The 25,175-nt window shown below is 60.9% G+C and carries 12 protein-coding genes and 2 riboswitches; of the genes, 5 read left to right on the top strand and 7 right to left on the bottom strand.

Annotated elements, in window-relative coordinates:
• Positions 1–209: 209 nt before the first annotated feature.
• The 4 genes from ASG55_RS07990 to cobW form a co-directional block, all read right to left on the bottom strand.
• Positions 210–902 (bottom strand): vWA domain-containing protein, encoded by a 693-nt coding sequence (locus ASG55_RS07990; protein WP_236708175.1) that lies wholly within the window; start codon positions 900–902, stop codon positions 210–212.
• Positions 875–1,885, bottom strand: a complete 1,011-nt coding sequence (locus tag ASG55_RS07985; RefSeq protein ID WP_056785232.1) for an ATP-binding protein — start codon at positions 1,883–1,885, stop codon at positions 875–877. Before ASG55_RS07985 ends, ASG55_RS07990 begins: the two co-directional genes overlap by 28 nt.
• A 216-nt stretch (positions 1,886–2,101) precedes the next feature.
• A complete protein-coding gene (gene cobN / locus ASG55_RS07980) occupies positions 2,102–5,950 on the bottom strand; it encodes a cobaltochelatase subunit CobN (protein ID WP_056785230.1) in 3,849 nt (1,282 codons plus the stop codon).
• Positions 5,951–5,953: 3 nt separating this feature from the next.
• Entirely contained in the window at positions 5,954–7,018 is a 1,065-nt protein-coding gene (cobW, locus tag ASG55_RS07975; protein ID WP_056785227.1) for a cobalamin biosynthesis protein CobW, read from the bottom strand.
• A gap of 99 nt (positions 7,019–7,117) precedes the next feature.
• A riboswitch (cobalamin riboswitch) is annotated at positions 7,118–7,329 on the bottom strand.
• Between the two features lie 904 nt (positions 7,330–8,233).
• Positions 8,234–8,452, top strand: a riboswitch (cobalamin riboswitch).
• A 122-nt stretch (positions 8,453–8,574) separates the two neighbouring features.
• On the opposite strand from cobW, the gene ASG55_RS07970 reads away from it, so the two are divergent.
• The 4 genes from ASG55_RS07970 (at position 8,575) to cobM (ending at position 10,720) form a co-directional block, all read left to right on the top strand.
• The gene (locus ASG55_RS07970; RefSeq protein ID WP_016774486.1) at positions 8,575–8,772 is read left to right on the top strand and encodes a CbtB domain-containing protein; all 198 of its coding nucleotides are present in this window, start codon (positions 8,575–8,577) and stop codon (positions 8,770–8,772) included.
• A gap of 11 nt (positions 8,773–8,783) precedes the next feature.
• Complete coding sequence (locus ASG55_RS07965; RefSeq protein WP_056785224.1) at positions 8,784–9,485, top strand: CbtA family protein; 702 nt, start codon at positions 8,784–8,786, stop codon at positions 9,483–9,485.
• On the top strand, positions 9,482–9,895 hold the full coding sequence (locus ASG55_RS07960) for a cobalamin biosynthesis protein (protein WP_056785220.1): 414 nt from the start codon (positions 9,482–9,484) through the stop codon (positions 9,893–9,895). Before ASG55_RS07965 ends, ASG55_RS07960 begins: the two co-directional genes overlap by 4 nt.
• Before the next feature lie 78 nt (positions 9,896–9,973).
• On the top strand, positions 9,974–10,720 hold the full coding sequence (gene cobM, locus ASG55_RS07955; protein WP_056785217.1) for a precorrin-4 C(11)-methyltransferase: 747 nt from the start codon (positions 9,974–9,976) through the stop codon (positions 10,718–10,720).
• Between the two features lie 144 nt (positions 10,721–10,864).
• Here cobM and nfuA read toward each other — a convergent pair whose 3' ends face one another.
• Complete coding sequence (gene nfuA / locus ASG55_RS07950) at positions 10,865–11,449, bottom strand: Fe-S biogenesis protein NfuA (protein WP_003225494.1); 585 nt, start codon at positions 11,447–11,449, stop codon at positions 10,865–10,867.
• Positions 11,450–11,552: 103 nt separating this feature from the next.
• Complete coding sequence (locus ASG55_RS07945) at positions 11,553–13,847, bottom strand: fatty acid cis/trans isomerase (RefSeq protein WP_056786837.1); 2,295 nt, start codon at positions 13,845–13,847, stop codon at positions 11,553–11,555.
• Between the two features lie 155 nt (positions 13,848–14,002).
• Here ASG55_RS07945 and metH point away from each other — a divergent pair, with 155 nt between their 5' ends.
• Entirely contained in the window at positions 14,003–17,713 is a 3,711-nt protein-coding gene (gene metH, locus ASG55_RS07940; protein WP_056785214.1) for a methionine synthase, read from the top strand.
• Positions 17,714–17,767: 54 nt separating this feature from the next.
• Here the strand turns inward: metH and ASG55_RS07935 are convergent, their stop codons facing one another.
• On the bottom strand, positions 17,768–25,060 hold the full coding sequence (locus ASG55_RS07935; RefSeq protein WP_056785211.1) for an NEL-type E3 ubiquitin ligase domain-containing protein: 7,293 nt from the start codon (positions 25,058–25,060) through the stop codon (positions 17,768–17,770).
• Between the last annotated feature and the right edge of the window lie 115 nt (positions 25,061–25,175).

Here is a 25,175-nt window from a genome sequence, read left to right as displayed (position 1 = left end):
AGGATGCTGACTGGGAGGCTCCGAGAGGGTGTTCATGTAGATCCTGAATGAAAAATGGCCTTCGAGCGTACAGGGTCGACTGGTCCGCTCCACAGCGGTAAATCATTTCAAGATCTGTATGAATCAATGTAACCGAAGATTTTCAGCGTTGCCGAAAAAGCCTTCGCGAGCAGGCTCGCTCCCACAGGGTGCGAGCGGTGCGGCGGATTTCAGCGTGGACCCAGCTCATCGATATGCTGATACTGCGCTTGCAGCGCGGTCGCCAGATCCTTCGCCCGGCCCAGTCGAATCGGCCCGCGCTCGATGTCGATCAGCAATCCCGGACACGCCAGCACTGGCAACGCCGACAGTTCTTTCACGCGACCATCGGTCACGATCAGACAGCGTTGCTGTTCGGCGGGAAAGCGCTTGCGTCTAACCGTCAGCCATTGCTGCGCCTGCTCCAGCGCCGCGAGCAACGGCGTGCCGCCACCAGCGCCCAGGCCGGCGAGCCAGACGCTCAGGCCGCTTGAGGCCTTCAAGCCTTGCACCTGCCATTTCGGCGCAGAACCACTGGCGGTCAGCAACGCCAGCCGCGCCCGCTGGCGGTAAGCATCGTCGAACAACTGCGCGAGCAGGCCCTTGGCATCGCTCAAGGCCTGATGGCGACGGGTCGAGGCCGACGCGTCGACGATCACCAGCCAGATTTCATGGGGCGAACGGGTGCGCTGTTGAAACAGCAAATCGGCGCGGCGCTGCGGGCGGCCATTGAGCAGCGTGCCCGGCCAGTTCACCGAACCGCTGCTGGCACTCTGGCGTTGGCCCTGACGACCATTATCGAGTTGTCCGGCACGGGGTCTGGCATTCGCCCCCGCGTCGGATCGGGGGCGAATGCCTAGGGCTTTTTTGCCTGTGGCGGCCAGCTCGGAACTTCGCGGCGGGCACCGGTGGCTTGCGCCGTTGCCGGCATCTCGCCCCACTGGCCCTGGCCTTCGCCGGATTTGCTGTCAGTGCCTGAGGGAGATTGCGCTTGTGATTGGGCGCTGGACGAAGGTTGTTCGCGACGGCGATGGCGCAGGGCAAATTCGGCCACCGCCTCGATGTCCTCTTCAGCAATCGCATCGGCCCCACGCCACGCCGCATGGGCGCGAGCCGCGCGCAACCACACCAGATCAGCGCGCAAGCCATCGACGCCGGCGGCGAAACAACGCTCGGTAATCAACGCCAATGCCGCATCATCCAGCGGGATGGCTGCCAAGCGCTCGCGGGCGCTTTCACAGCGCGAACGCAGGCTGAGTTGCTCGCTCGCCCACTGCGCGCAGAACCCTTGCGGATTGCTGTCGAAATCCAGCCGCCGGCGAATGATCTGTCCACGTTCGGCGGGCGCAGTGTGGCCGCTGAGGGCAACGTTCAAGCCGAAGCGGTCAAGCAGTTGTGGCCGCAGTTCGCCCTCTTCCGGGTTCATGGTGCCGATCAGAACGAATTTGGCCGAATGCCGATGGGAAATGCCGTCACGCTCGATCAGGTTGGTACCGCTGGCGGCGACATCGAGCAGCAGGTCGACCAGATGATCGGGCAGCAGATTCACCTCATCGACATAGAGCACGCCACCGTCAGCCTTGGCCAGAACACCGGGCGAAAACTGCGCGCGACCGCCGCTCAGGGCAGCGTCGAGATCGAGGGTGCCGACCAGGCGCTCTTCAGTTGCGCCCAATGGCAACGTGACGAATTGGCCGCTGGCGAGCAGATCCGCCAAGCCCCGGGCCAGGGTCGACTTGGCCATGCCGCGCGGACCTTCGATGAGTACGCCGCCGATTTTCGGGTCGATGGCGGTCAGGCACAGGGCGAGCTTCAAGTCATCGGCGCCGACCACGGCGGAGAGCGGGAAATGCGGGGTGTCGGTCATGGGTTTCTCTTTCGTGGTCGTGGATGGTCGTGACGTTGTGGTGTGTCAGTTGTTGCCCTCACCCTAGCCCTCTCCCAGAGGGAGAGGGAACAGACCGTGATGGCCTCTCGAGTTCTGTCGACGTGATGCATCGGGTCGACGCAAACTTCGACAGCGCTAAAGATCGGCCCCCTCTCCCTCCGGGAGAGGGCTGGGGTGAGGGTAGCTTTTTAGCGGCTACATATCTTCCTCGATATCCAACAGCAAATTCTCCAGCGCTTCTTTATAAGCCCCCGGCTCCTGCCACATCCCGCGCTGCTGCGCTTCGAGCATGCGTTCGGTCATGTCGCGCAGCGCATGGGGATTATGCTCACGAACAAAATCCCGGGTCGCCGGATCGAGCAAATATGCCTCCGCCAGCAACGCATATTGATGGTCGTCGATCAATTGCGTAGTCGCATCGAAGGCGAACAGATTATCAACCGTCGCCGCCAGTTCGAACGCGCCTTTGTAGCCGTGACGCTTGACCCCGTCGATCCACTTCGGATTCGCCGCGCGCGAGCGCACCACGCGGTTCAATTCTTCCTTTAAGGTACGAATCTTCGGCAGATCCGGCTGGCTGTGATCGCCGTGATAGCTGGCCGCCGCTTCGCCGCGCAGAGTCTCCACCGCCGCGAGCATGCCGCCCTGGAACTGGTAGTAATCGTTGGAATCGAGCAAGTCATGCTCGCGGTTGTCCTGGTTTTGCAGCACGGCTTGCACCTGGCTCAGGCGCTGGCTGAATTGCGCGCGGGCGGCCGTGCCCTCGTCGGCACCGCCGTAAGCATAAGCGCCCCAGTTCAGGTAGACCTCGGCGAGGTCTTCGCGCGACTGCCACAGACGCCCATCGATGGCGCCTTGCACCCCGGCGCCATACGCCCCCGGTTTCGCGCCGAAGATGCGCCACCCGGCCTGACGCCGCGCGGTGTCCTCATCGACGCCCGATTGCACTAACGCCTCGCGTTCGGCACGCACCTTGGCTGCGAGTGGGTTCAAGTCATCCGGCTCGTCCAGCGCGGCCACCGCTTGCACGGCGGCGTCGAACAGGCGGATGAGATTGGCAAACGCATCACGGAAAAACCCCGAAACCCGCAGCGTCACGTCGACCCGCGGACGATCGAGCAGGCTCAGCGGCAGAATCTCGAAATCATCCACGCGCTGACTGCCCGTGGCCCAGACCGGACGCACGCCCATCAAAGCCATGGCCTGAGCGATGTCGTCGCCGCCGGTGCGCATGGTCGCGGTGCCCCAGACCGACAGGCCGAGCTGGCGCAAGTGATCGCCGTGGTCCTGCAGATGCCGTTCGAGAATCAGCGTTGCCGACTGGAATCCGATGCGCCACGCGGTGGTGGTCGGCAGATTGCGCACGTCCACCGAATAGAAGTTGCGCCCGGTCGGCAGCACGTCGAGGCGGCCACGGCTGGGCGCACCGCTGGGGCCGGCCGGGACGAAACGACCGCTGAGGGCGTCGAGCAGACCGCGCATTTCGGCGGGGCCGCAAGCGTCGAGGCGCGGGGCGACGACTTCGCGCAGATGGTCGAGTATCGAATCAACCTCAGCCCAACCCGCCCCTTGTGGGAGCGAGCCTGCTCGCGAACTCGGTGTGTCATTCAACAATGATTTACCTGACGCACCGCTTTCGCGAGCAGGCTCGCTCCCACAGGGGACATTCAGTGCTTGGAAGATCAGGTCTGCGGCGAAGAGTTCGAGGCGTTCGCGGGTGTCGCCGGCGGTGCGCCAGACTTCTTCGCTGATGGCCTGCAACTCGATCGGACACGGGCCATTCCAAGGATCGGCCAATGCACAATCCAAGGGGTCGAAGCCCAACTCAAACGCCTTGGCCAACGCTCGCAACAAGCTCGACTGCGCGCCTTTACCGTCACCGCGCGGGATGCGCAGCAACGCCAGCAACGTGTCGATACGCAAACGCCCGCTCGGTGATTCGCCGAAGATGTGCAACCCATCGCGAATCTGCGATTCCTTCAGATCGCACAGATAAGTGTCCAGACGCGGCAACCAGATCGCCGCATCGGCATCGCTGTCCAGCGCGGCATCCAGTTGCAATTCGCGGTCGATTTGCGTGTCTCGTACCAATTGCAGAATGTCGCGCTGCAACTCGCGGGCACGGCGCGGATCAAGCAGTTGCGCCTCGTAATATTCGTCGGCCAGCAGCTCCAGATTACGCAGCGGCCCATAGGTTTCGGCGCGGGTCAGCGGTGGCATCAGGTGGTCGATGATCACCGCCTGCGTGCGCCGCTTGGCCTGGGCGCCCTCGCCCGGGTCGTTGACGATAAACGGATAGATATTCGGCAACGGCCCGAGCAGCGCGTCGGGCCAGCAGTTTTCCGACAGCCCAACACCTTTGCCCGGCAGCCATTCGAGATTGCCGTGCTTGCCGACGTGGATCACGCCGTGGGCGCCGTAGGTGTTGCGCAACCAGAAATAGAAGGCCAGATAGCCGTGCGGCGGGACCAGATCCGGGTCGTGATACACCGAGCTGGGATCGACCTGATAACCGCGGGCCGGCTGGATGCCGACAAAGGTCAGACCGAAACGCAGACCGGCGATCATCAGCCGGCCGTCGCGACACATCGGATCGTTGTGTGGCGATCCCCAGCGCTCGAGTACCGCCGCGCGATTCGCCTCCGGCATCGCGTTGAACATTGCCAGGTAATCGTCCATCGCCAGGCTTTGCTGGCACGGGCGCAGGTCGAGACTGTCGAGGTCGTTGCTGACACCGCCGAGCAATTGCTGGATCAGCTCGGTGCCGCTATCGGGCAACTCGGCCGTGACCGGATAACCCTCTTCGCGCAAAGCGCGGAGGATGTTCAGCGCCGCCGCTGGCGTATCGAGGCCGACACCGTTGCCGATGCGGCCGTCGCGGGTTGGGTAGTTGGCAAGGATCAGCGCGATGCGTTTTTCGCCATTGGCCACACGCGCCAGATCAACCCAGCGCCGCGCCAGTTCGGCAACGAAATCCATGCGTTCAGGCTGGGCGCGATAGCAGACCACATCGGACTGACTGCGCTCGCTGCGCCAGGCCAGATCCTTGAAGCTGATCGGTCGGCTGATGATGCGTCCGTCAAGTTCCGGCAAAGCAATGTGCATCGCCAGATCGCGCGGCCCGAGGCCCTGTTCGCTGTCGCGCCAGCCAGGCTCGTTGTCCTGGGCGCAGATCGCTTGAATCACCGGGATGTTGCGGCGAAACGGGCGTAGATGCGGCGCCTCGGGACTCGATTGGGCAAAACCGGTGGTGTTGAGAATCACCCCCGCCTCGACTTCATCCAGCCAGTCCTCGACCACCGACAAGCAACCGGGTTCTTTCAGACTGGCCACCGCGATCGGCAGCGGATTGAGCCCGGCTGCCTGCAAACGCTGACAGAACACATCGATGAACGCCGTGTTCGCCGCCTGCAAATGCGAGCGATAAAACAACAGCGCCGCCACCGGTTGACCGGGCAGCCATTCGGCTTGCCAGTCGCTCAGGGCAGCGCTGTTTTTCTGTGGGTAATAAATCGCCGTGCGCGGCAGGGTTTGCGGCTCGCTCCACGGGTAATCGCGGGCGAACCATTGGTTGCCCAGGCAACGGAAGAAATCCAGCGCGTTACCCATGCCGCCCTGACGCAGGAATTGCCAGAGTCGATCGCGCACTTCGGCGCTGACCGTGCTCAAGTCGCTGAGTTCGGGATCCGGGCGGTCATCGCCGGGCACCAGAATCAGTTGCACGCCGCGTTCGGACAACTCGACCAGCCGCTCGACACCGTAGCGCCAATAGGCAATGCCGCCATGCAGGGAGATCAGAATGACCTTGGCGTGGCGCAGCACTTCGTCGACATACAGATCGACCGAGGCATGATTCTGCACCTGCATCGGGTTGGCCAGACGCAGGCTCGGATAGTCATCGGGCAGTTGCTGCGCAGCCTCGGCGAGCAGCGCCAGGCTGGAATCGCCGCTGCACAGGATCACCAGCTCGGCGGGGGTTTGTCCGAGGTCGGCAATGTTGTCGTCCGAGACGAATCCGCCCGGCTGGGTCCTGAGCAGGTGCATGGCTTAAACGCTGAGCGCAGCGCGCAATTGCGCTTCGAGTTGTGCCGCATCAAGCTCCTGACCGATGAGCACCAGACGCGTGACGCGCGCTTCGTCGGCGCCCCACTGGCGGTCGAAATGCTTGTCGAAACGCGTGCCCACGCCCTGGATCAGCAGACGCATTGGTTTGTTCGGGATGGCCGCGAAACCTTTGACGCGCAGGATGCCGTGCTGCACCACCAGTTGCGTCAGCGCGTCGAGCAGCAAGCTTTCGTCGGCTTGCGGCAATTCGATGGAGATCGAATCGAAGGCGTCGTGATCGTGGTCGTCGTCATCACCGTCGTGATGGTGATCGTGGTGACTGTGGCGGCTGTCGATATGCTCCTCAGAGCCGGCGCCGAGGCCGATCAGCACGTCCAGCGGCAGGCGGCCATTGCTGGCTTCGATGATTTTTACCGCTGGCGGCAGCTCTTCGGCGACTTCAGCACGCACCCGTGCGAGATCTTCCGCGCTGGTCTGGTCAGCTTTGTTGAGGATCACCAGGTCAGCGCTGGCCAGTTGATCGGCGAACAGTTCATGCAGCGGCGACTCGTGATCAAGGTTCGGATCGAGTTTGCGCTGGGCATCGACCTGATCCGGGAACGCGGCGAAGGTGCCAGCAGCGACGGCCGGGCTGTCGACCACGGTGATGACTGCATCGACGGTGCAGGCACTGCGAATTTCCGGCCACTGGAAGGCTTGCACCAGCGGTTTTGGCAGGGCCAGGCCCGAGGTTTCAATAAGGATGTGGTCGAGATCGCCGCGACGGGCGACCAGCTCGCGCATCACCGGGAAGAATTCTTCCTGCACGGTGCAGCACAGGCAGCCGTTGGCCAGCTCATAAACGCGGCCGCTGGCCTCTTCTTCGGTGCAGCCGATGGTGCATTGCTTGAGGATTTCACCGTCAATGCCCAGCTCGCCAAACTCGTTGACGATCACCGCGATGCGCCGGCCCTGAGCGTTGTCGAGCATGTGCCGCAGCAGCGTGGTTTTGCCCGAACCGAGGAAACCGGTGACGATGGTGACGGGGAGTTTGGCCAGTGTTTTCATCGGTATGCCCTTTGGCAAGCGGCGGGCATACGGGACGAGAACCGGCAGCGCGCATGCACGCCGGAAGCATTCGCCACCGGATCACCCCGCCCGGTTGTAGTGAGAATCTGTGACGAGGCAGGTCTCCTGGCTGACGGCGTTCAGGCGTTGGGCCTGGCGTCCATTGCGCCTTCCCGCTGGCTCATCGGTTGAGCTGGCAGTGGCGTGGCAACGAACATCACCGTTCACAGTTGCGGGGGCAGCCGCGGCTTTGACCGCGTTCCCTTCTTAGCTTCGGCGAGTGCCGAAGAACCTCGAAAGCGCAAGGCTACGCATGGGTCCGTCGTGGGTCAATGGTCGGTGAGTCTGAAACTGGGGGTATATCCGTTGCTGCGGTAACGGCTTCTTATGGTTTCGCTCTTACAGCGAGTCCCTTTTTCAAACGCCAAAAAGGAACCAAAAGGCTTTGCCCCGGCGTACGGCCCGCTCGCTGGGGCTCGGGGTACCTTCGTTATGGGACCGATCCGGGCGCAGCGGCTACGGTTTGCTTCGCTGCACCTCCTTCCGCTGTGTACGACTGCGTCGTACGGTCGCTGCGCTCCCACCCCCGGATCGATCCCGTAACGAAGCCTGCCGAAGGGGCAAAAGATCAAAAGCCAGAGCAAAAGCAAAGGCAAAGGCAAAGGCAAAGGCAAAAGCAAAAGATCGCAGCCTTCGGCAGCTCCTACAGTTGGATCGCGCACCAGCTCAAGAACAGGTCGGCTGTCAGGCCGCCTTCGCGAGCAGGCTCGCTCCCACAAAAGCAAAAGCAAAGCAGCGCAGCTGCCCGCGGCGAAGCCGCACCACTCAACAATGAGCGCAAGCTCGAGTGCTCTTGATCTTGATCCACCGGCGACGTCGGAAGGCTGAGTGGAGGGATTGATCCGGGCGTGGGAGCGCAGCGACCGTACGACGCAGTCGTACGCAGCGAGTGTAGGTGCAGCGAAGCAAACCGGAGCCGCTGCGCCCGGATCAGTCCCGGAGCGAAGGAACCCGAGCCTGCGAGGGCCGAACGTAGGAGCAAGCCTTTTTGGGTACTTTTTCGGCGTTTGGAAAAAGTGCCTCGCCGTAAGGGCGAAACCGTAATCAGCAACACCCGCAGCAACGGATATACACACAAAAACACCCGAAAAAAAGCCCCCCCCGCAGCAACGGATCCGCCCCCGGAAATTGACTAAAAACCCAAACCCATGTTCTCCTGCACACCTTGTTACGGGTGCCCTTCACAGGGTGAAACGGGAAACCGGTGAATCATGTGCTTTACTCAAAGCCATGTCAGTCCGGTGCTGCCCCCGCAACGGTAAGCGAGCGAAGCGTCAGATCCACTGTGCCCCGGCATGGGAAGGTGATGCTTGCAGGTCGGCGACCAGCCAACCCCTCGCGAGCCCGGAGACCGGCCCGCAACACCCAGCGCGCGCAAGCGCCGCTGAACACAAACAAACCCGCGGTGGGCGGGCGCTGTTCGAATCCCTGCGTGCCCGGCCCGCAGGGATTTTCATGCGCTCTGTTTACCCGCTGACATTTCAGAGGGAAGCGCTATGTCGATCATCAGTAACACCGTCAGCCACACTGACCACATCTCCAGCAGCACCACACTCGGCCAACGCGTCGCCGCCGCCCTCTTCGCCTCGATCCTCGGTGCCAGCCTGGTCTGGTTCGCCGGTTTCTCGCACATCGAAGCGGTGCACAACGCCGCCCACGATACCCGCCACAGCGCCGCGTTCCCGTGCCACTGAGGCCTGCCGAAATGATCAAACGTATCGCGCAAACCGCAGGCTTCACCGGCTTGCTGGCCGCCCTGCTGCTGACCCTGCTGCAGAGTTTCTGGGTATCGCCACTGATTCTGCAGGCCGAAACCTTCGAGAAATCCGAACCGGTCGCGCAAGTCCACGAACACGCCGCCGGCACCGCCGCCCACAGCCATGATGGCGAAGCCTGGGAGCCGGAAGACGGCTGGCAGCGTGTGGTCTCGACCACTGGCGGTAATCTGGTGGTGGCAGTGGGTTTCGCCTTGATGCTCGCCGGCCTGTACACCTTGCGCGCGCCGACCAAGACCTCGCAAGGGCTGCTCTGGGGTCTGGCCGGTTACGCCACGTTCGTTCTTGCGCCGACCCTGGGCCTGCCACCTGAATTGCCGGGCACAGCCGCCGCCGATCTGGCTTCGCGGCAGATCTGGTGGATCGGCACTGCCGCTTCGACCGCTGTCGGCCTGGCACTGATCGCTTTCAGCCGTCACTGGCTGATGAAGCTTCTTGGTGTAGCGATTCTCGCCGTGCCGCATGTGATCGGCGCGCCGCAACCGCAGGTGCATTCGATGCTCGCTCCAGAGGCACTGGAAACCCAGTTCAAAATCGCTTCGCAGCTGACCAACGTCGCGTTCTGGCTGGCCTTGGGCTTGATCAGTGCATGGTTGTTCCGCCGCAAAAGCGCAGGCCCATATCAAGCATGACCGATGACCGCGCAGCGCCGACCTTCGTGGTCGGCCTCGGCTGCCAGCGCGGCTGCCCGGCCAGTACGCTGCGTGCATTACTCGACCAGGCTTTGCAGGCACACCGCATCGAACTGCGAGCGGTCAAGGCTCTGGCGAGTATCGATCTCAAACGCGACGAACCGGGGTTGCTGGAACTGGCCACACAGTTGAACCTGCCGCTGCAGTATTTCAACAGTGCCGAGCTGGCGCCCTACCAGCAGCGCCTCAGCCATCAATCGCAAATCGCCTTTGAGCGCACCGGCTGCTACGGCGTGGCGGAAAGCGCCGCGCTGGCGCTGGCCGAGCAACTGATTCAGGCGCCGGCGAAACTGCTGATTCCTCGGCAGAAATATGCGCAGGCCACGCTGGCATTGGCCGGCGCTGCATAAAATCCCGATAATCCCCGCCATCGATCATGAGCACACTTCATCTGCAGTGTGCCTGCGCCTCTTCACAAGGATTCAACGATGACCGTCTACTTCATCGGCGCCGGCCCCGGCGACCCGGAACTCATCACCGTCAAAGGCCAACGGCTGATTCGCAGCTGCCCGGTGATCATTTATGCCGGCTCGCTGGTACCCGCAGCGGTGCTGGAAGGTCATCAGGCCGAAATCGTGGCCAACAGCGCCGAACTGCATCTGGAACAAATCATCGATTTGATCAGGAGCGCCCATGCCAAAGGCCAGGATGTGGCCCGTGTGCATTCGGGGGATCCAGGTCTGTACGGCGCGATTGGTGAGCAGATCCGCCACTTGCGTGAGCTGAGCATTCCTTTCGAGATCATCCCTGGCGTGACCGCCACAGCGGCATGCGCAGCACTGCTGGGCGCAGAGCTCACTCTGCCGGACATTTCGCAAAGCGTGATCCTGACCCGTTACGCCGACAAGACCGCGATGCCCGCCGGCGAAGAACTGGCGAGCCTGGCGCAGCACGGCGCGACCATGGCGATCCACTTGGGGGTCAATCATCTGGAAAAAATACTGGTTGAACTGCTGCCGCATTACGGCGCGGACTGCCCGATTGCCGTTATTCACCGCGCGACATGGCCGGATCAGGACTGGGTGGTAGGTACATTGGCGGACATTGCCGCAAAGGTCGAGGCCAAAGGCTTTCGGCGTACGGCGCTGATCTTGGTTGGCAGGGTGCTGGGCAGCGAGGTGTTCAGCGAGTCTTCGTTGTATCGGGCCGGGCATGCGCATCTTTATCGCCCTTGAAGACGCTTTCGCGAGCAGGCTCGCTCCCACAGGTGATTGCATTTCAATGTGGGAGCGAGCCTGCTCGCGAATGGGGGCGGCAAAAGTTACCCATAAAAAAACGGCGCTCACGGGGCGCCGTTTTTCATGTTCGCAGCGAACACCTTAGTAGTAGGCGTTTTCTTTCTGCGTGTGGTCGGTCACGTCGCGAACGCCCTTGAGCTCCGGAATGCGCTCGAGCAGGGTGCGCTCGATGCCTTCCTTCAAGGTTACGTCAGCCTGGCCGCAGCCCTGGCAACCGCCACCGAACTGCAACACGGCGATGCCGTCCTCGACCACATCGATCAGGCTGACCTGACCGCCGTGGCTGGCCAGCCCCGGGTTGATCTCGGTTTGGAGGTAATAGTTGATGCGCTCGTTGACCGGGCTGTCGGCGTTGACCATCGGCACCTTGGCGTTTGGCGCCTTGATGGTCAACTGGCCGCCCATGCGGTCGGTGGCGTAATCAACGACCGCGTCATCAAGAAACGCTTCGCTGAAGGAATCGATGTAGGCGGTGAAGCTTTTCAGCCCCAGCGCGGTATCTTCAGGTTTCTCTTCGCCCGGCTTGCAGTAGGCAATGCAGGTTTCGGCGTACTGGGTACCAGGCTGGGTAATGAAAACGCGGATGCCGATGCCCGGGGTGTTCTGCTTGGAGAGCAGATCGGCCAGGTAATCATGGGCGGCGTCGGTAATGGTAATAGCGGTCATAAAAACTCCTCGCAGGCGTGGGCGCAGTTTACGCCAATCGGCGCGGCTGACAAAGTCCTAGTATTTTTGTCGGGAAAGAATCTCGTAACACGCCTGCGAATCATCAAAGGTTCTCGTACCGATTCATATCCAGCACGCCCTCTTCCACCGGGTCGGTTTCGTGGATGTATTGGCTCAGATCGTGGAAATACAGCCAGAACTGCGGATGACTGCGCCGAATGCCCCAGCGTTCGACGATCTTTTCGAACCGACTGGCATCCCTGGCGTTTTCCATCGCATCGACAAACGCCGGCACCTGCTCGGCCGGTACGTTGAACATGAAGTTCGGGTAACTGCTGAGCACGCCCGGATAGATCGTCAGGGTGTCGAGCCCTGGCTGATAGCGCCGCGACTCACCGAGCAAAAACGCCACGTTGCTGTGGGCGCGGTTGCGCAGCAGGCTGTAGACCTCGCGCTTGCCGCTGGCGGTTTCAACGCGCAGCAAGGTCGCTTCGGGCAACTGGTCAATGACTTTCAGCCCTGCGGCCGGGCGCGAGGCCAGACGGCTCAGGGCCTGCTCGGCATTCTGCAACGCCGGATCGATATTCGGTCGCGAGCAATAAGCGCCGTCGCAGCGATTGATCGGGTCTGGCCGCGCGTTCAGATCACCGTAGCGCGCCAGCAACTGCATGGCGAAATCATGTTTCGGGTCTTTTTCGTCGAGTTTCAGCGCGGTCGGTTTGTCGTCATCGATGGCCTCGTAATCGAGCCACATCTTGAATTGACCGCCATCCTGGTACCAATCGTTGAGGTAGTCCTCGCGCGAGTCGGCGGGCATCAGGCGCAGGAAGTTCTGCTCCGCGCCGTTACGGATCAGGTCGAAATACAGACGGGTCTGCGCCTGATGGGAGACGTTGCCGAACACGTCGAAATTGACCGCGAGCTGGTAATAGGTGCGTTCCAGCAGCGGATAGTCGAACAGCCACATGGTTTGCGGCACCTCACCGATAAGCCCCTTGGTCACCGAAGCGCTGTCGAAGTGGCGGAAAATGCTCAGCAAGGCGTTGTCGTTGCCGGCCCACAGCGTCGACCAGCTCGGCGCCGGCAGATCGGCATAGCTGTCACGGCGCAGTGCCTCGTATTCGTTGCGCTTGTCGCGATAGTTGCGCCACAGACTCAGCACGCTGCCGACATCGTCGTTCTGCCCCGGCATCGCCAGCAGCGGCGTGGCCTGGCCGCGGTAGTTCGGGTCGGTGATATAGAGATCATGTTCCGGCGCCTGGAACAGCGCCCAGAAATTGTCGCGGATCACGTCGGTCGCGATCTGCCCACGGCACACCGGGCCGCGAATGAAGGTGCGGACGAAGTATTCAGCGTTATCGAGCATGAACTGATAGCGCGCCTGTGCCGGAATCGCCTCGAAGGTGGCAAACGGATTGGCGCGGCTTTGCGGCCCGTAACCCGGTAACGCGTTGACCTGCCAGTTGCCGCTGTAGAACAGGCTCTTGATCCGGGCCATTTTCGCCGCGCTCAGCGGATAAGTGATGTGCGTCTTGTGCACGATCACCCCTTGCACCGGCCACAAGCGGTAATACACCTGCGTGCCCGGGTCGTCGTTGGGGCGGCGAGTGGCGATCAGATCAATCGGCTGGCCGCTCGGCGTGCGCGAACGCACCCACTGGAAATAATGCCCCGGCTCGCCGTCCTTGAAATAGATGTGCGCCAGATACCAGTGCTCGAACAGCCAGCGCCCGACCAGACTTTGCCGAGCACCGGGAGCATTGAGCAGGTTCTCCCACTGCTGGATCTGCATGGCCTCTTTGGCACTCGGCGCCAGACTCTGTTCGTCGATCGGCGCGCCAGACGCCAGCCAGCGCTGCAAGGTCTGGTATTGCTGGTCGGTCAGACCGGTGACGGCCAGCGGCATACCCTCTTTCGGGTGCGCGCCGGCATATCCGTCGAACTCCGCAGGCATTGCGCATAGATTGTTGCGATTGAGCCCAAGAACAATCTCTTCTGGCAGCTTGGCGTTCGGCGTCAGCGGCGTCTTGTGGCCGAGTTCAAGCATCCGCGCCATCAGCGCGGCCTGACTGCCCTGGGCGTCGAGTACCGAATAGAAGTCTTTCTGCTGCCAGGCGCGCTTGCCGAAGGCGTCGTAAAACAATCGCGTGGTCGGTGCAGCCTGGGTACGTTCGCCGTCATATACCGGCATCTTGCTCGCGCCACGGGCGGCGCCTTCGCCGCTGCCGAGATTGAGCTGACAGGCCGAGTCATAGCACGCATGGCAGGCTACGCACTTCTCGGTGAAGATCGGTTGGATGTCTCGGCTGTAGGAGATGGAAGAAGAAATGGCAGGATCTTGCGCCGCAACGCTCCCGCTCAGGACCAGCAACCATAAACTGATGAAGCGGTGCGGCATGCTGCTGATCTCGATGATAAAAAAAGGCAGCGATTCTACCGTTATGACGCTCGTACCAACATGAGCGATATTCATGCAAAAGCTGCACATGCTCCAAAAGCGCACAGGTTTGCTATGATCGCGCTCCTTCGTAATGGTCTTTCCGAGTAGTCCACATGTCCGATCGCAGCGTCCGCCTTCAAGCTCTCAAGCAAGCCCTCAAAGAGCGCATCCTGATTCTCGACGGCGGGATGGGCACGATGATCCAGAGCTACAAGCTCGAAGAACAGGATTATCGCGGCAAGCGCTTCGCGGACTGGCCGAGCGACGTCAAGGGCAACAACGACCTGCTGGTGATCACCCGTCCGGACGTGATCGGCGGTATCGAAAAAGCCTATCTGGACGCCGGCGCCGACATTCTCGAAACCAATACCTTCAACGCCACGCGCATTTCCATGGCCGATTACGGTATGGAAGAGCTGGCGTACGAGTTAAACGTAGAAGGCGCACGTCTGGCGCGCAAGATTGCCGACGCCAAGACCGCCGAAAACCCGGCCAAGCCGCGCTTCGTTGCCGGCGTGCTCGGCCCGACCAGCCGCACCTGCTCACTGTCGCCCGACGTCAACAACCCCGGCTACCGCAACGTCACCTTCGATGAGCTGGTGGAAAACTACACCGAAGCCACCAAAGGCCTGATCGAGGGCGGCGCCGATCTGATCCTGATCGAAACCATTTTCGACACCCTCAACGCCAAAGCGGCGATCTTCGCCGTTCAAGGTGTGTTCGAAGAGCTGCACCTCGAATTGCCGATCATGATTTCCGGGACCATCACCGACGCCTCCGGCCGAACCCTGTCGGGGCAGACTACCGAAGCGTTCTGGAACTCGGTAGCGCACGCCAAGCCGATTTCCGTAGGCCTGAACTGCGCCCTCGGCGCCAGCGAACTGCGCCCGTACCTGGAAGAGCTGTCGAACAAGGCCAGCACCCACGTTTCGGCGCACCCGAACGCCGGCCTGCCCAATGAATTCGGCGAGTACGATGAACTGCCCTCGCAAACCGCGAAAGTCATCGAAGAGTTCGCCCAGAGCGGTTTCCTCAACATCGTCGGCGGTTGCTGCGGCACCACGCCGGGGCACATCGAAGCGATTGCCAAAGCTGTGGCCGGTTATGCGCCGCGGCAGATTCCGGACATTCCCAAGGCCTGCCGCCTTTCGGGTCTGGAGCCGTTCACCATTGATCGCAGCTCGCTGTTCGTCAACGTCGGCGAGCGCACCAACATCACCGGTTCGGCAAAATTCGCCCGCCTGATCCGTGAAGACAACTACACCGAAGCCCTCGAAGTCGCGCTGCAGCAGGTCGAGGCCGGCGCGCAGATCATCGACATCAACATGGACGAGGGCATGCTCGATTCGAAGAAGGCCATGGTGACCTTCCTCAATCTGATCGCCGGCGAACCGGATATCTCGCGCGTGCCGATCATGATCGACTCGTCGAAATGGGAAGTCATCGAAGCCGGCCTCAAGTGCATCCAGGGCAAGGGCATCGTCAACTCGATCAGCATGAAAGAAGGCGTCGAGCAGTTCATCCACCACGCCAAGCTGTGCAAGCGCTACGGCGCTGCGGTGGTGGTGATGGCCTTCGACGAAGCCGGCCAGGCCGACACCGAAGCGCGCAAGAAAGAGATCTGCAAACGCTCCTACGACATTCTGGTCAACGAAGTCGGCTTCCCGCCGGAAGACATCATCTTCGACCCGAACATCTTCGCCGTCGCCACCGGCATCGAAGAACACAACAACTACGCAGTCGATTTCATCAACGCCTGCGCCTACATCCGCGACGAACTGCCGTATGCGCTGAGCTCCGGCGGCGTGTCCAACGTGTCGTTCTCGTTCCGTGGCAACAACCCGGTGCGTGAGGCGATTCACTCGGTGTTCCTGCTCTACGCGATCCGCGCCGGGCTGACCATGGGCATCGTCAACGCCGGTCAACTGGAGATCTACGATCAGATCCCGGTCGAGCTGCGCGACGCGGTCGAAGACGTGATCCTCAATCGCACCCCGGACGGCACCGACGCCCTCCTCGCCATCGCTGACAAGTACAAGGGCGACGGTAGCGTCAAGGAAGCCGAGACCGAAGAGTGGCGTAACTGGGACGTCAACAAACGTCTGGAACACGCGCTGGTCAAGGGCATCACCACGCACATCGTCGAAGACACCGAAGAATCCCGCCAGTCGTTTGCGCGGCCGATCGAAGTGATCGAAGGCCCGTTGATGTCCGGCATGAACATCGTCGGCGACCTGTTCGGCGCCGGCAAAATGTTTCTCCCGCAAGTGGTGAAATCCGCCCGCGTGATGAAGCAGGCCGTGGCGCACTTGATCCCGTTCATCGAACTGGAGAAAGGCGACAAGCCGGAAGCCAAGGGCAAGATCCTCATGGCCACGGTCAAGGGCGACGTCCACGACATCGGCAAGAACATCGTCGGCGTGGTGCTCGGTTGCAACGGCTATGACATCGTCGACCTTGGCGTGATGGTCCCGGCCGAGAAAATCCTGCAGGTCGCCAAAGAAGAAAAGTGCGACATCATCGGCCTCTCCGGCCTGATCACTCCGTCGCTGGATGAAATGGTCCACGTTGCCCGCGAAATGCAGCGTCAGGACTTCCACCTGCCACTGATGATCGGTGGCGCGACCACCTCCAAGGCGCACACTGCGGTGAAGATCGAGCCGAAGTACAGCAACGATGCCGTGGTCTACGTGACCGACGCCTCGCGCGCCGTCGGCGTGGCGACACAATTGTTGTCCAAGGAACTCAAGGCCGGTTTCGTCGAGAAGACCCGCCTGGAATACATCGACGTGCGCGAGCGCACTTCCAATCGCAGCGCCCGCACCGAACGCCTGAGCTATGCCGCCGCCATCGCCAAGAAGCCGCAATTCGACTGGGCCAATTATCAGCCAGTGAAACCGACCTTCACCGGCAACAAGGTGCTCGACAATATCGATTTGAACGTGCTGGCCGAGTACATCGACTGGACGCCTTTCTTCATTTCCTGGGACCTGGCCGGCAAGTTCCCGCGCATCCTTGAAGATGAAGTGGTCGGTGAGGCCGCCACTGCGCTGTACAAGGACGCCCGGGAAATGCTCACCAAACTGATCGACGAAAAGCTGATCAGCGCCCGTGCGGTGTTCGGTTTCTGGCCAGCCAATCAGGTCAACGAAGACGACATCGAGCTGTACGACGACAACGGCAAGCCGCTGGCCAAGCTGCATCACTTGCGCCAGCAGATCATCAAGACCGACGGCAAGCCGAACTTCTGCCTCGCCGACTTCGTTGCGCCCAAAGACAGCGAAGTCACCGACTACGTCGGCGGCTTCATTACCACCGCCGGCATCGGCGCCGAAGAAGTGGCCAAGGCTTATCAGGACGCTGGCGACGACTACAACTCGATCATGGTCAAGGCCCTCGCCGACCGCTTGGCCGAGGCCTGCGCCGAATGGCTGCACCAGCAAGTGCGTAAAGAACATTGGGGTTACGCCAAGGATGAAACCCTCGACAACGATGCACTGATCAAAGAGCAATACCGTGGCATCCGCCCCGCTCCCGGCTACCCGGCCTGCCCGGATCACACCGAGAAAGCGGCACTGTTCACCCTGCTCGATCCAGAGGCTGCGGAAATGCGCGCCGGGCGCAGTGGCGTGTTCCTCACCGAACACTACGCAATGTTCCCCGCCGCAGCGGTCAGCGGCTGGTACTTCGCCCATCCGCAAGCGCAATACTTTGCGGTGGGCAAGATCGACAAGGATCAGGTGCAAAGCTACACCGCACGCAAGGGACAGGATCTGAGCGTGACCGAGCGTTGGCTGGCGCCGAATCTGGGTTACGACAGCTGAGGCTTGTTGCAAAGCCGATCCGGGAGTTTGCGATTCCCGGATCGGGTCAGTTCCTCAGTCCCGACGCGAGGACGGCCCCGGTTGCGGTGACGCCGGCCGTGTCTGCGAATCCCCTGCAGCGACCCGCGCAAGGTTTACCAGTTCCTGGCGAGACAGCTCCTTGAGTTTTTCGGTGCGTGCCTGCGCCAGCTCGATTTCCAACTGGCTCATCGCTTCCACGTACAGTCTTCGCGAGTCCTCGTCGTTCCACTTGTCTGGATGCGCATCCTCGACTTCTTCCTGACGATGTGTGGCGCTGCGTTCAAGCTCATCGAAGATGGCGGCGTGTCGGTCGCGCATGTAGCGAATCCAGTAATCGCGGGCAATCAAGTCCTCGAGGAACAGGTCTGACGCTTCGTCGGCCAGCACAGAAGCGCGTGCCTCGCTCAGCAGTTGTCCCTCGATCGGTGTCCTGTACAACATGTGATCCGGTTGCGCAGGCAGCTCTAACCCGTCGGGCCAGCCGCGCGTCATGCCGATTCGGTACTGCAGACGGATTTCGGCCCGGTCCTGGAACCTGCCAGCTGCTTCCGCCAGCCTGTCGACCCTTTCCAGTCGGAACAGGCGCCGCGTCAGCTCGACCAACGCCATGCCGCGCTGATCAGGCAGATGGCGTGGGATGTCGCGCAATGCGGTGTATTCATAGACCCGCGTTTCCAGCTCACTGAACGACAGTATTCGGCCATCGGGGCAGGTGCCGTGAGTCGCGGAGTTGAAGAAGAGCAACTCGCGCAACTCCGTGTTTTCGCTTGCCGCTTCTATCACCCGCCATACCCGTTGCGTCAGATCAGCGCCCGACACACTGAAATCGGCAGTGTCGTGCAACATCGACAGCAGGTGAAAGAACGCCTCATGGTTGGGTTCGCGCGCCAATTGCAGCCATAGCGCTTGCCGCGTTTCGCGCGTCTGGGTCCGGGTGTAATTGAGCCAAGTGTTCATTGCCTGCTCATCTACGTCTTGCTGCGGATTGGCGATGATTTCGTCTGCTTCTACGGCTTCATGCCTGTCCACGCGTCCGGCACCGCCGGCATTACTGTCATCGCTATCGCTACTGTCGGAATCAAAAGGCGTATCGGGCTCGCTTTCGGACGTCGCTTCATACTCGGTAATTGCGCGCTCGAGAGATGCAAACGAATACCCCATGACGCCACGGTTCGCGTTAGCCGCACTGTAGTCCCTGAGCTGTTCCAGACTCTCGAGAGGCAGTCGGTTTCCGCGCAGGTCGGTGCCTGCCACAAGTCGCTCATGGTTGCCATCCAGCAGCGTGTCGGGAAATAGGGAAATACGGTTGCCAAGAAGATTGAGAGTTTGCAAATGCTCCAGTGCCTGTACCCCATCAGGCCAGTGGCTTATCGAATTGAGAGACAGATTCAGGCGCTCGATCCGGGTGAGTGCGCTGGCGTTGAATTGGCTCAGTTGGTTATGACTCAGATCCAGCGAACGCAGGCGATTGCCCATTTGCTGCAAAACGCCAGGCGCTTCAGCAAAATAGTTAATGCGTAGCTCCAGATGCTCCAGCCTGTGCAATGTACCGACAGCCTCCGGTAGCCCCTCCAGATTGTTGGAGTTAAGCACCAGCGTGGTCAGTTCAGGGAAAGCGCTGCAAAAATCATTCAGGCTCTGCAAGGAAAACCCTACCGAAGTCAGGTCGAGCGTTCGTACTTGCGTAAACGCGTTCGACAGAGGCGGCAACTCAACAATGTACAAGCCGCTGAGGTCGAGCTTGCGACCCGCTTCTTCGGTATGACGGGTCAGTCCATCGACCCAGCAATCACGGATTCTCATCGCCGTGAAGACTCTGTCTTGCGTCGAAACCCTCGCGGCCGCCGGCTTGAAGATCCAACCGTTCAACTGACGCGTCAGCGCCTCGTCACTCTCTCGCCAGTCCTTGATCCGGGCATCAATCTGCGCTTCATCCAACCCTGCGCCGCCCAACCGCGCAATACAGTGCTGGGCCTGTTCCTGGGAAAGGTCCGGATTCAATTCCCGCAACCGCCTGACCAGACCTGCGCTACCTTCAGCCGCAGATGACGCAGTACGCAGTGGTAACAGAAACTCGTGGATCCGGGAAAACGCGGTGCCTGGCACCGAGGTGTTCGCAGCGACCAGGTAGCCGGCCGGCTGACTTTCATAGCTTTTCAATGCACCTCGAGGCAAACCGTTGCTCGCCTCGATACGCCCGCGCGCCGCCGTCAGAGCTGCCTCTGCCTCAGCGCTGAACGGGTTCCCGGTCAGATGGCTCTTGAGCAATACGCTGTCGATGGCAAGAACGCGCTCGGGCAGCGAATCGAGGCTGTTGTCTCGCAGATCCAGCCACTTCAACCCGGACAGATTTTCCGCCCCCGCTGGCCACGTTTGAAGGCTATTGCCACTCAAATCCACCACTTCGAGCTTCGGCATGGCCGTCACGTCCAGCGCCGTCAAACGGTTGCGCCGCAAGTTCAGAAACTCAAGCGCCTTGAGCTCGGCGAACTGGCTTTGAATTTCCCCCGTAGAGGTGATCTGGTTGCTGGACAGGTCCAGCCGCGTCAGCTGCGCAAAATCCGCCGGTTTCACCGGCAACTCGGTCAATCCGCAGCCTGTGATTTGCAGCGTCCGCACGCCGCTGAACGCTTGCAGAAAAGCCTGAATCTGTCCAGCCGGCACGTTCAACCGATCCAGACGTAAGGTCTGCACATGGGAAAATGTACCGGCCGGCAATGGCACGAGCTCGCTGATGGCCGCGCCATGGTTCAAACCGTCTGTGTCAGACAGCTCGAATACCAGAGAATCGTCCCCCAGGTCGAGCAGGCGATAGCGTTTGCGTACGCTCGCGCGCCAGTTTTCCTCAAGCTCACGCACCACCGCGCTGTTCGGCGGCGACTGCCAGCGCGGCTCGCGTGCAGCGCCACGCAGGCCATCGGACGTCGTCGGTTGATAAAACCGGCGGAAGATCCCGGCGTGTTCCAGGCGCAGCAGTTCGATCGCTTTCAACCGGGTTTCCGGGGTATTCCAGACAGTCATGATGTGCTCAGGCAATGGATCGAGAAAGCGGCCTTCACCCGTGAGGAATTTCAGCTCACCGAGGCAGTACTGGCGGACCATCAAGTTCAGGTCCATCAGATGCCCCATGGACCCCGAATAATTTTTGACGTACTCGAATGCTGGTTTGAATGCCTCATGGGAGAAGTTCGACCAATTCAGTGACAGGCCCGCCCACAGTTTTTCATGGCCGGTATAAAGCGCTGGAGGAATGGAAGCGATTGACGTCCGAAACAGATCCAGCCTCTGCAGCTCGGGAAGCGCTTGTACCGATGCTGGCCATTGCGTCATGCCGGGTGCTTCGATCTTGAGTCGTTTCAGGTGTTTGAGCGCGGCCAGTTCCAGTGCCGGCGGGTTCTCGTCAATGAATCCTTGAAAATCGAGTTCAAGGGCTTCGAGCGAGGTCAACATTTTCACCCGCTGAGGGAAATCTGTGGCCATTGCCGGGGCCGAGGTCCTCAGCTTGAGCGTTTTCAATGCAGGCATCCTGGCTAAGCTTGCGGGCAGAGAGGACAGCGACTGCTGGTGCATACCCAAATCAAAATAACTCTCGCGCTCACCCAGCGAGAGTTTTTCCAGGCCGGGAAACAGGGCAAGAAAAGCGTCGGCATTGCCATCAGTAATGCCATCTCCGCGAAGGGACAATTTACGCACGTGGGAAAAGTCTGCTGTCAGCGCGGGCAAAGCATCGTAAGTCACCAGGCGCAGTTGATCCGCATTGGGCACTTCATCGACCAAAAGGGCATTGCGCCAACTGGTTTTAAGCGCTTGCGCGACCAGCAGATTCTGAACAGTACCGGAAGGTTCCCAGGGAGCCATCGCGTTGGTCCCCGCCCACTCGTCCAGTGTTGCCTCAAGTTGTTGCCACTCTTCGCGTCGCGACTGCAACCACCGAAAAATCTCCCGGTTGTTTCTGCCCGCACGCACCTGCTCAAGGATCAATCCACTGGCCTGCTGATCGGTGAGGCCCGGGTAGAGGTCGCGCAGGTCGGCAACCAGATTGCGCTCCAGCCAACCCGCTCTTCCGCTGGCGGGATAGCCGATCAGCGCTTCGTTTACCCGTACAGGCGGTCTCATCCACTGCGCTGGCTGTTCCAGCAATGCGGCCGCCATGCCGTGGTGCTGGTCAGCGTGGGCGATGATTTTCTTTTGCAGTTCGGCCGACTGACTGACCTCGGGCACCCCCAGGGCGTGCCGCGCGTGATCCGGCAGAGCGTGCATGAGAGAGGCATAAAAGTTGTCGCCGTGGCGTGGCAGGCTGTTGAGCGTTTCGCCTCGGTCGTTGAATGCCTGAAATTGCTGGCCGCTTTTGATCAGGTACTTTCTCTCGAAGGCCGTCTGGCTGCCAATGCTCTCAAGCAACGGACCGCTGTCGCTGCCCTCGCGTATTTCAAGGCGCAAGTTGTCCGGCCAGCCGGGCAACCGCTCAAGCGTGTGCAACGCCAGGCGTCGACTGTCCGCCGAGGCAATATTCTCGCTGCGCAGCCCCGCATATGCCCGCACCTGCCGGCTGCGGCGCGCATACCAGCGAGCTTCCTCCAGCATGCGCAGCGGTATGGGACGAGTTGAGCCGAGCCGTTGCAGTTCATCCGGCCGCGCCTGCGCCAGCACTTGCTGTGCAGCTGACTCACTGAGTCCCGGACAGGCGTTCTGCAATTGCCTGACCTGATCGGCGACAGGCTCGGTGCCCTGATAAATACTGTCGTAAATGGCCGATTGGCGGGTTTGGGCATAGGCCGCAATTTGCTTGGCGAGTTCTGCAGGTCTCGCTTCTCGAACCCGCGCACCTTCACCTCCGAGCAGGTGGACGATTTCCGATTCATCCAGTCCGCCCAGAACAAGCTGCGGCAGGTCGCCGCTGAGGACGTCCGCCCGGGAAATCCGGATCGGTGCCTTGCCCCCGACACCCCGCACCCGATATCCGCCGCCATACTTGACGGATCTGCCGGTCAGTTGCGTCCCCTCAAAGACTTCCAGTACGCGATTGGCCGGCCAGCGCGGCATGTCAGTGACCAGTGGCAGGGCATACAGATACTTGTCATCGACCGGCGCCCCACCCTCCAGTTGCTCAATGACTTGCGCGGCTTGTGCATCGGTTTTCAACAAGCGCATGGCCTGAATCAGCTCCGGTGGCGGCACCCCATGGTCGAGGTGCATCTTGCGCAACATATCGTCGCTGACGCCGCTGATATCCATCGCTTTGAGCAGCTCCGTATCGGATAGCGGCTCGCAGATGTGGCCCATGCGCCGCAACAGCGTCAGACGATCCCATTCCAGAGGACGTTCCAGGGTATGGCGCCACGCTCCATGGCCATTACTTTGCAGAACAGGTTGATAGGCTGCAGGATCGGTCGGGTGCTTGATGCGCCACTGGTTGATCGAGTCGTCGAAGACCTGCTCATACACCTTGTTGTCCTGACGGATCCAGGTTTTGCCATCCACCGCATACTGCCCGGAAGGATTCGGGGTCAGGTGTGCGTCAAGGACAACAGCGGCCTCGTAGCCGCTGAGATCAGGTTTCCACAGGCGGGTTTCGCCATTGGGTAACGTGACCGGACTCAACTGTTCGATGACCGGTACAGCCCTGGCGGCCGAGAACTTCCTTACACCTGCTCCAACACCCGCCATCACGGCAACCTGAGCGAGATTCTCGGCCACGTCGACCAGGTGATCCCTGGCGGCCCTGCGATCACCTTCACTCCACTCGATAGCGCCTTCAAGGGTTTCATACAGCAGTTGTCCCGCCATCACGACCATCATTGTTTCGCCCAGCACAGGCACGAACATAGACACCAGATTCAAGCCCAGCATGCCGATCTGCATCAGATGGGCCAGTTTGGCATCTCGTGCGTTCGCATCGACATCGGCAGTGGGTACCGCGTGGCTTCGCGCGTCGGCCAACACCTTGGCGCGATTCTGCGCATAAAGGTATTGCCACAAGTCCTCGTTGGGCGCCCAAAGCCCCCTGCCCTTGCGTTCGACTGTCGAAGGCGCGATGTACGGATCAACCGCCGGCTCCCACTTGACTGTGCGTTCGGGTGGAACCTGTTCGATGGTGGTGAATGTAGAACCACCGGTAAAACCCTGTACGAAGGCCAGCCAAGGGGAACGCAGAACGTCCCAGGCATCGCCAGGTGAGTCGGCTGCCTTTTGCCTGAACTGGCTGAAATAGTACGGGCGCTGATCATAGGGCAGGAACTGACTTAAAAAACGCTGGTATGCGGTGGGCTCTGCGCTGGTCTGTTGCGACGCATCACGTGCGGTGAGCAAGCGCTTGAGCTCTTCGCGCATTTGCTCGAACGTGTAGCGCTTGAGCGGATGTTCCGGGTCGTTGGGGATGTAAAGGATCAGTTCATCGGTGTAACGGTATTTTTCGCAGATGACGAAAGCCACGCACCCGGTCAGCCTTTTTTTCATCAGGCCGAGGTCCTGGAACCAGACTTGCTTGCGCCCCATCCACGGGTGCATTTCGCCGTCGATGACCGAGAGGATCATCGCGTGATCTGCCGCCTCGATGTCATTGCGCAATAGCGCCTGCTCGGCTGCGGCGCGCATCGCTGCCTTCTGGCTGGCGATGAAGCGTTCGCTGAGCACCGCCTCTGCCACCGCGTCCCCCGGATGAAAAAAACCCTGCAGGTAAGTCTGGTATTGCTGACCTATATCCAGATTGCGGCAAAGGTGCAAAAACTGGCTGACCGAGAGGCCTGTGTCGACGTGCTTGAATGTGTCCGCAGCAGGCGTCGCCACAACAAAACCGGAGCTCGAATGATAAGTATCTTCACATTCGTCAGCTTCGAAGTTGTGCAGCGAGGCTTCCAGCAGCGTGATCTTGAGAACCTCGAACGAGGCCAATACGGTTCTCTGAATACCCATTTCGACCGGGCGCCGCAGACATAACAGAGTTTTGTCTACATCGATTTCCAGCGCGTATTGGCCCTTCAAGGCTTTGATCAATAACGGCCTGGCGAATGTTTCGACATCCACGAATTTCGCCATGCTCTTGTCGAGACTGTTCTGGGCGATAACGCTGGCCTTGAAAGTCTCGTCGAGGGTTTTACGCTGGGCCGGCGTCGCATGCTGATACCAGGCCGGTAACGCGGTCGGAACCGCCTTGAGCGCCTCGCGCCGATGCGGCAAAGCGCTGGTCAACCATTGCGGGATCGATGTCTCGAGAAACTCGCCGTGCAGGCTTTGTGTTGCGATGAGTTTTGCAGACCGTTTGGGGGCTGCCTGCTGAGCGGTGGACGCAGGCTGCGTCGACACTGGTTTGGGCGGGATAACGTTCATGGTCACTCCTTTTTCATGGAGCGGTCAGCAAACCATGTCGCGTTATCGCTTCTGCGTTATCCGGGTATCGCTCAAACTTGTCCGGGCTGCTTCGATGGCATCCCGGACCCAGCGG

The organism is Pseudomonas sp. Leaf434, assembly GCF_001425545.1.
Classification (GTDB): domain Bacteria; phylum Pseudomonadota; class Gammaproteobacteria; order Pseudomonadales; family Pseudomonadaceae; genus Aquipseudomonas; species Aquipseudomonas siliginis.
The sequence above is the reverse complement of the archived record's forward strand: the minus strand, read 5'-3'. Positions and strand labels throughout refer to the sequence as shown.

What these genes read in the sequence shown, in the direction of transcription:
- ASG55_RS07985 (WP_056785232.1), bottom strand. Translation starts at nt 1,885, where the DNA reads ATGACCGACACCCCGCATTTCCCGCTCTCCGCCGTGGTCGGCGCCGAT.
- cobN (WP_056785230.1), bottom strand. Translation starts at nt 5,950, where the DNA reads ATGCACCTGCTCAGGACCCAGCCGGGCGGATTCGTCTCGGACGACAAC.
- cobW (WP_056785227.1), bottom strand. Translation starts at nt 7,018, where the DNA reads ATGAAAACACTGGCCAAACTCCCCGTCACCATCGTCACCGGTTTCCTC.
- ASG55_RS07970 (WP_016774486.1), top strand. Translation starts at nt 8,575, where the DNA reads ATGTCGATCATCAGTAACACCGTCAGCCACACTGACCACATCTCCAGC.
- ASG55_RS07965 (WP_056785224.1), top strand. Translation starts at nt 8,784, where the DNA reads ATGATCAAACGTATCGCGCAAACCGCAGGCTTCACCGGCTTGCTGGCC.
- ASG55_RS07960 (WP_056785220.1), top strand. Translation starts at nt 9,482, where the DNA reads ATGACCGATGACCGCGCAGCGCCGACCTTCGTGGTCGGCCTCGGCTGC.
- cobM (WP_056785217.1), top strand. Translation starts at nt 9,974, where the DNA reads ATGACCGTCTACTTCATCGGCGCCGGCCCCGGCGACCCGGAACTCATC.
- nfuA (WP_003225494.1), bottom strand. Translation starts at nt 11,449, where the DNA reads ATGACCGCTATTACCATTACCGACGCCGCCCATGATTACCTGGCCGAT.
- ASG55_RS07945 (WP_056786837.1), bottom strand. Translation starts at nt 13,847, where the DNA reads ATGCCGCACCGCTTCATCAGTTTATGGTTGCTGGTCCTGAGCGGGAGC.
- metH (WP_056785214.1), top strand. Translation starts at nt 14,003, where the DNA reads ATGTCCGATCGCAGCGTCCGCCTTCAAGCTCTCAAGCAAGCCCTCAAA.
- ASG55_RS07935 (WP_056785211.1), bottom strand. Translation starts at nt 25,060, where the DNA reads ATGAACGTTATCCCGCCCAAACCAGTGTCGACGCAGCCTGCGTCCACC.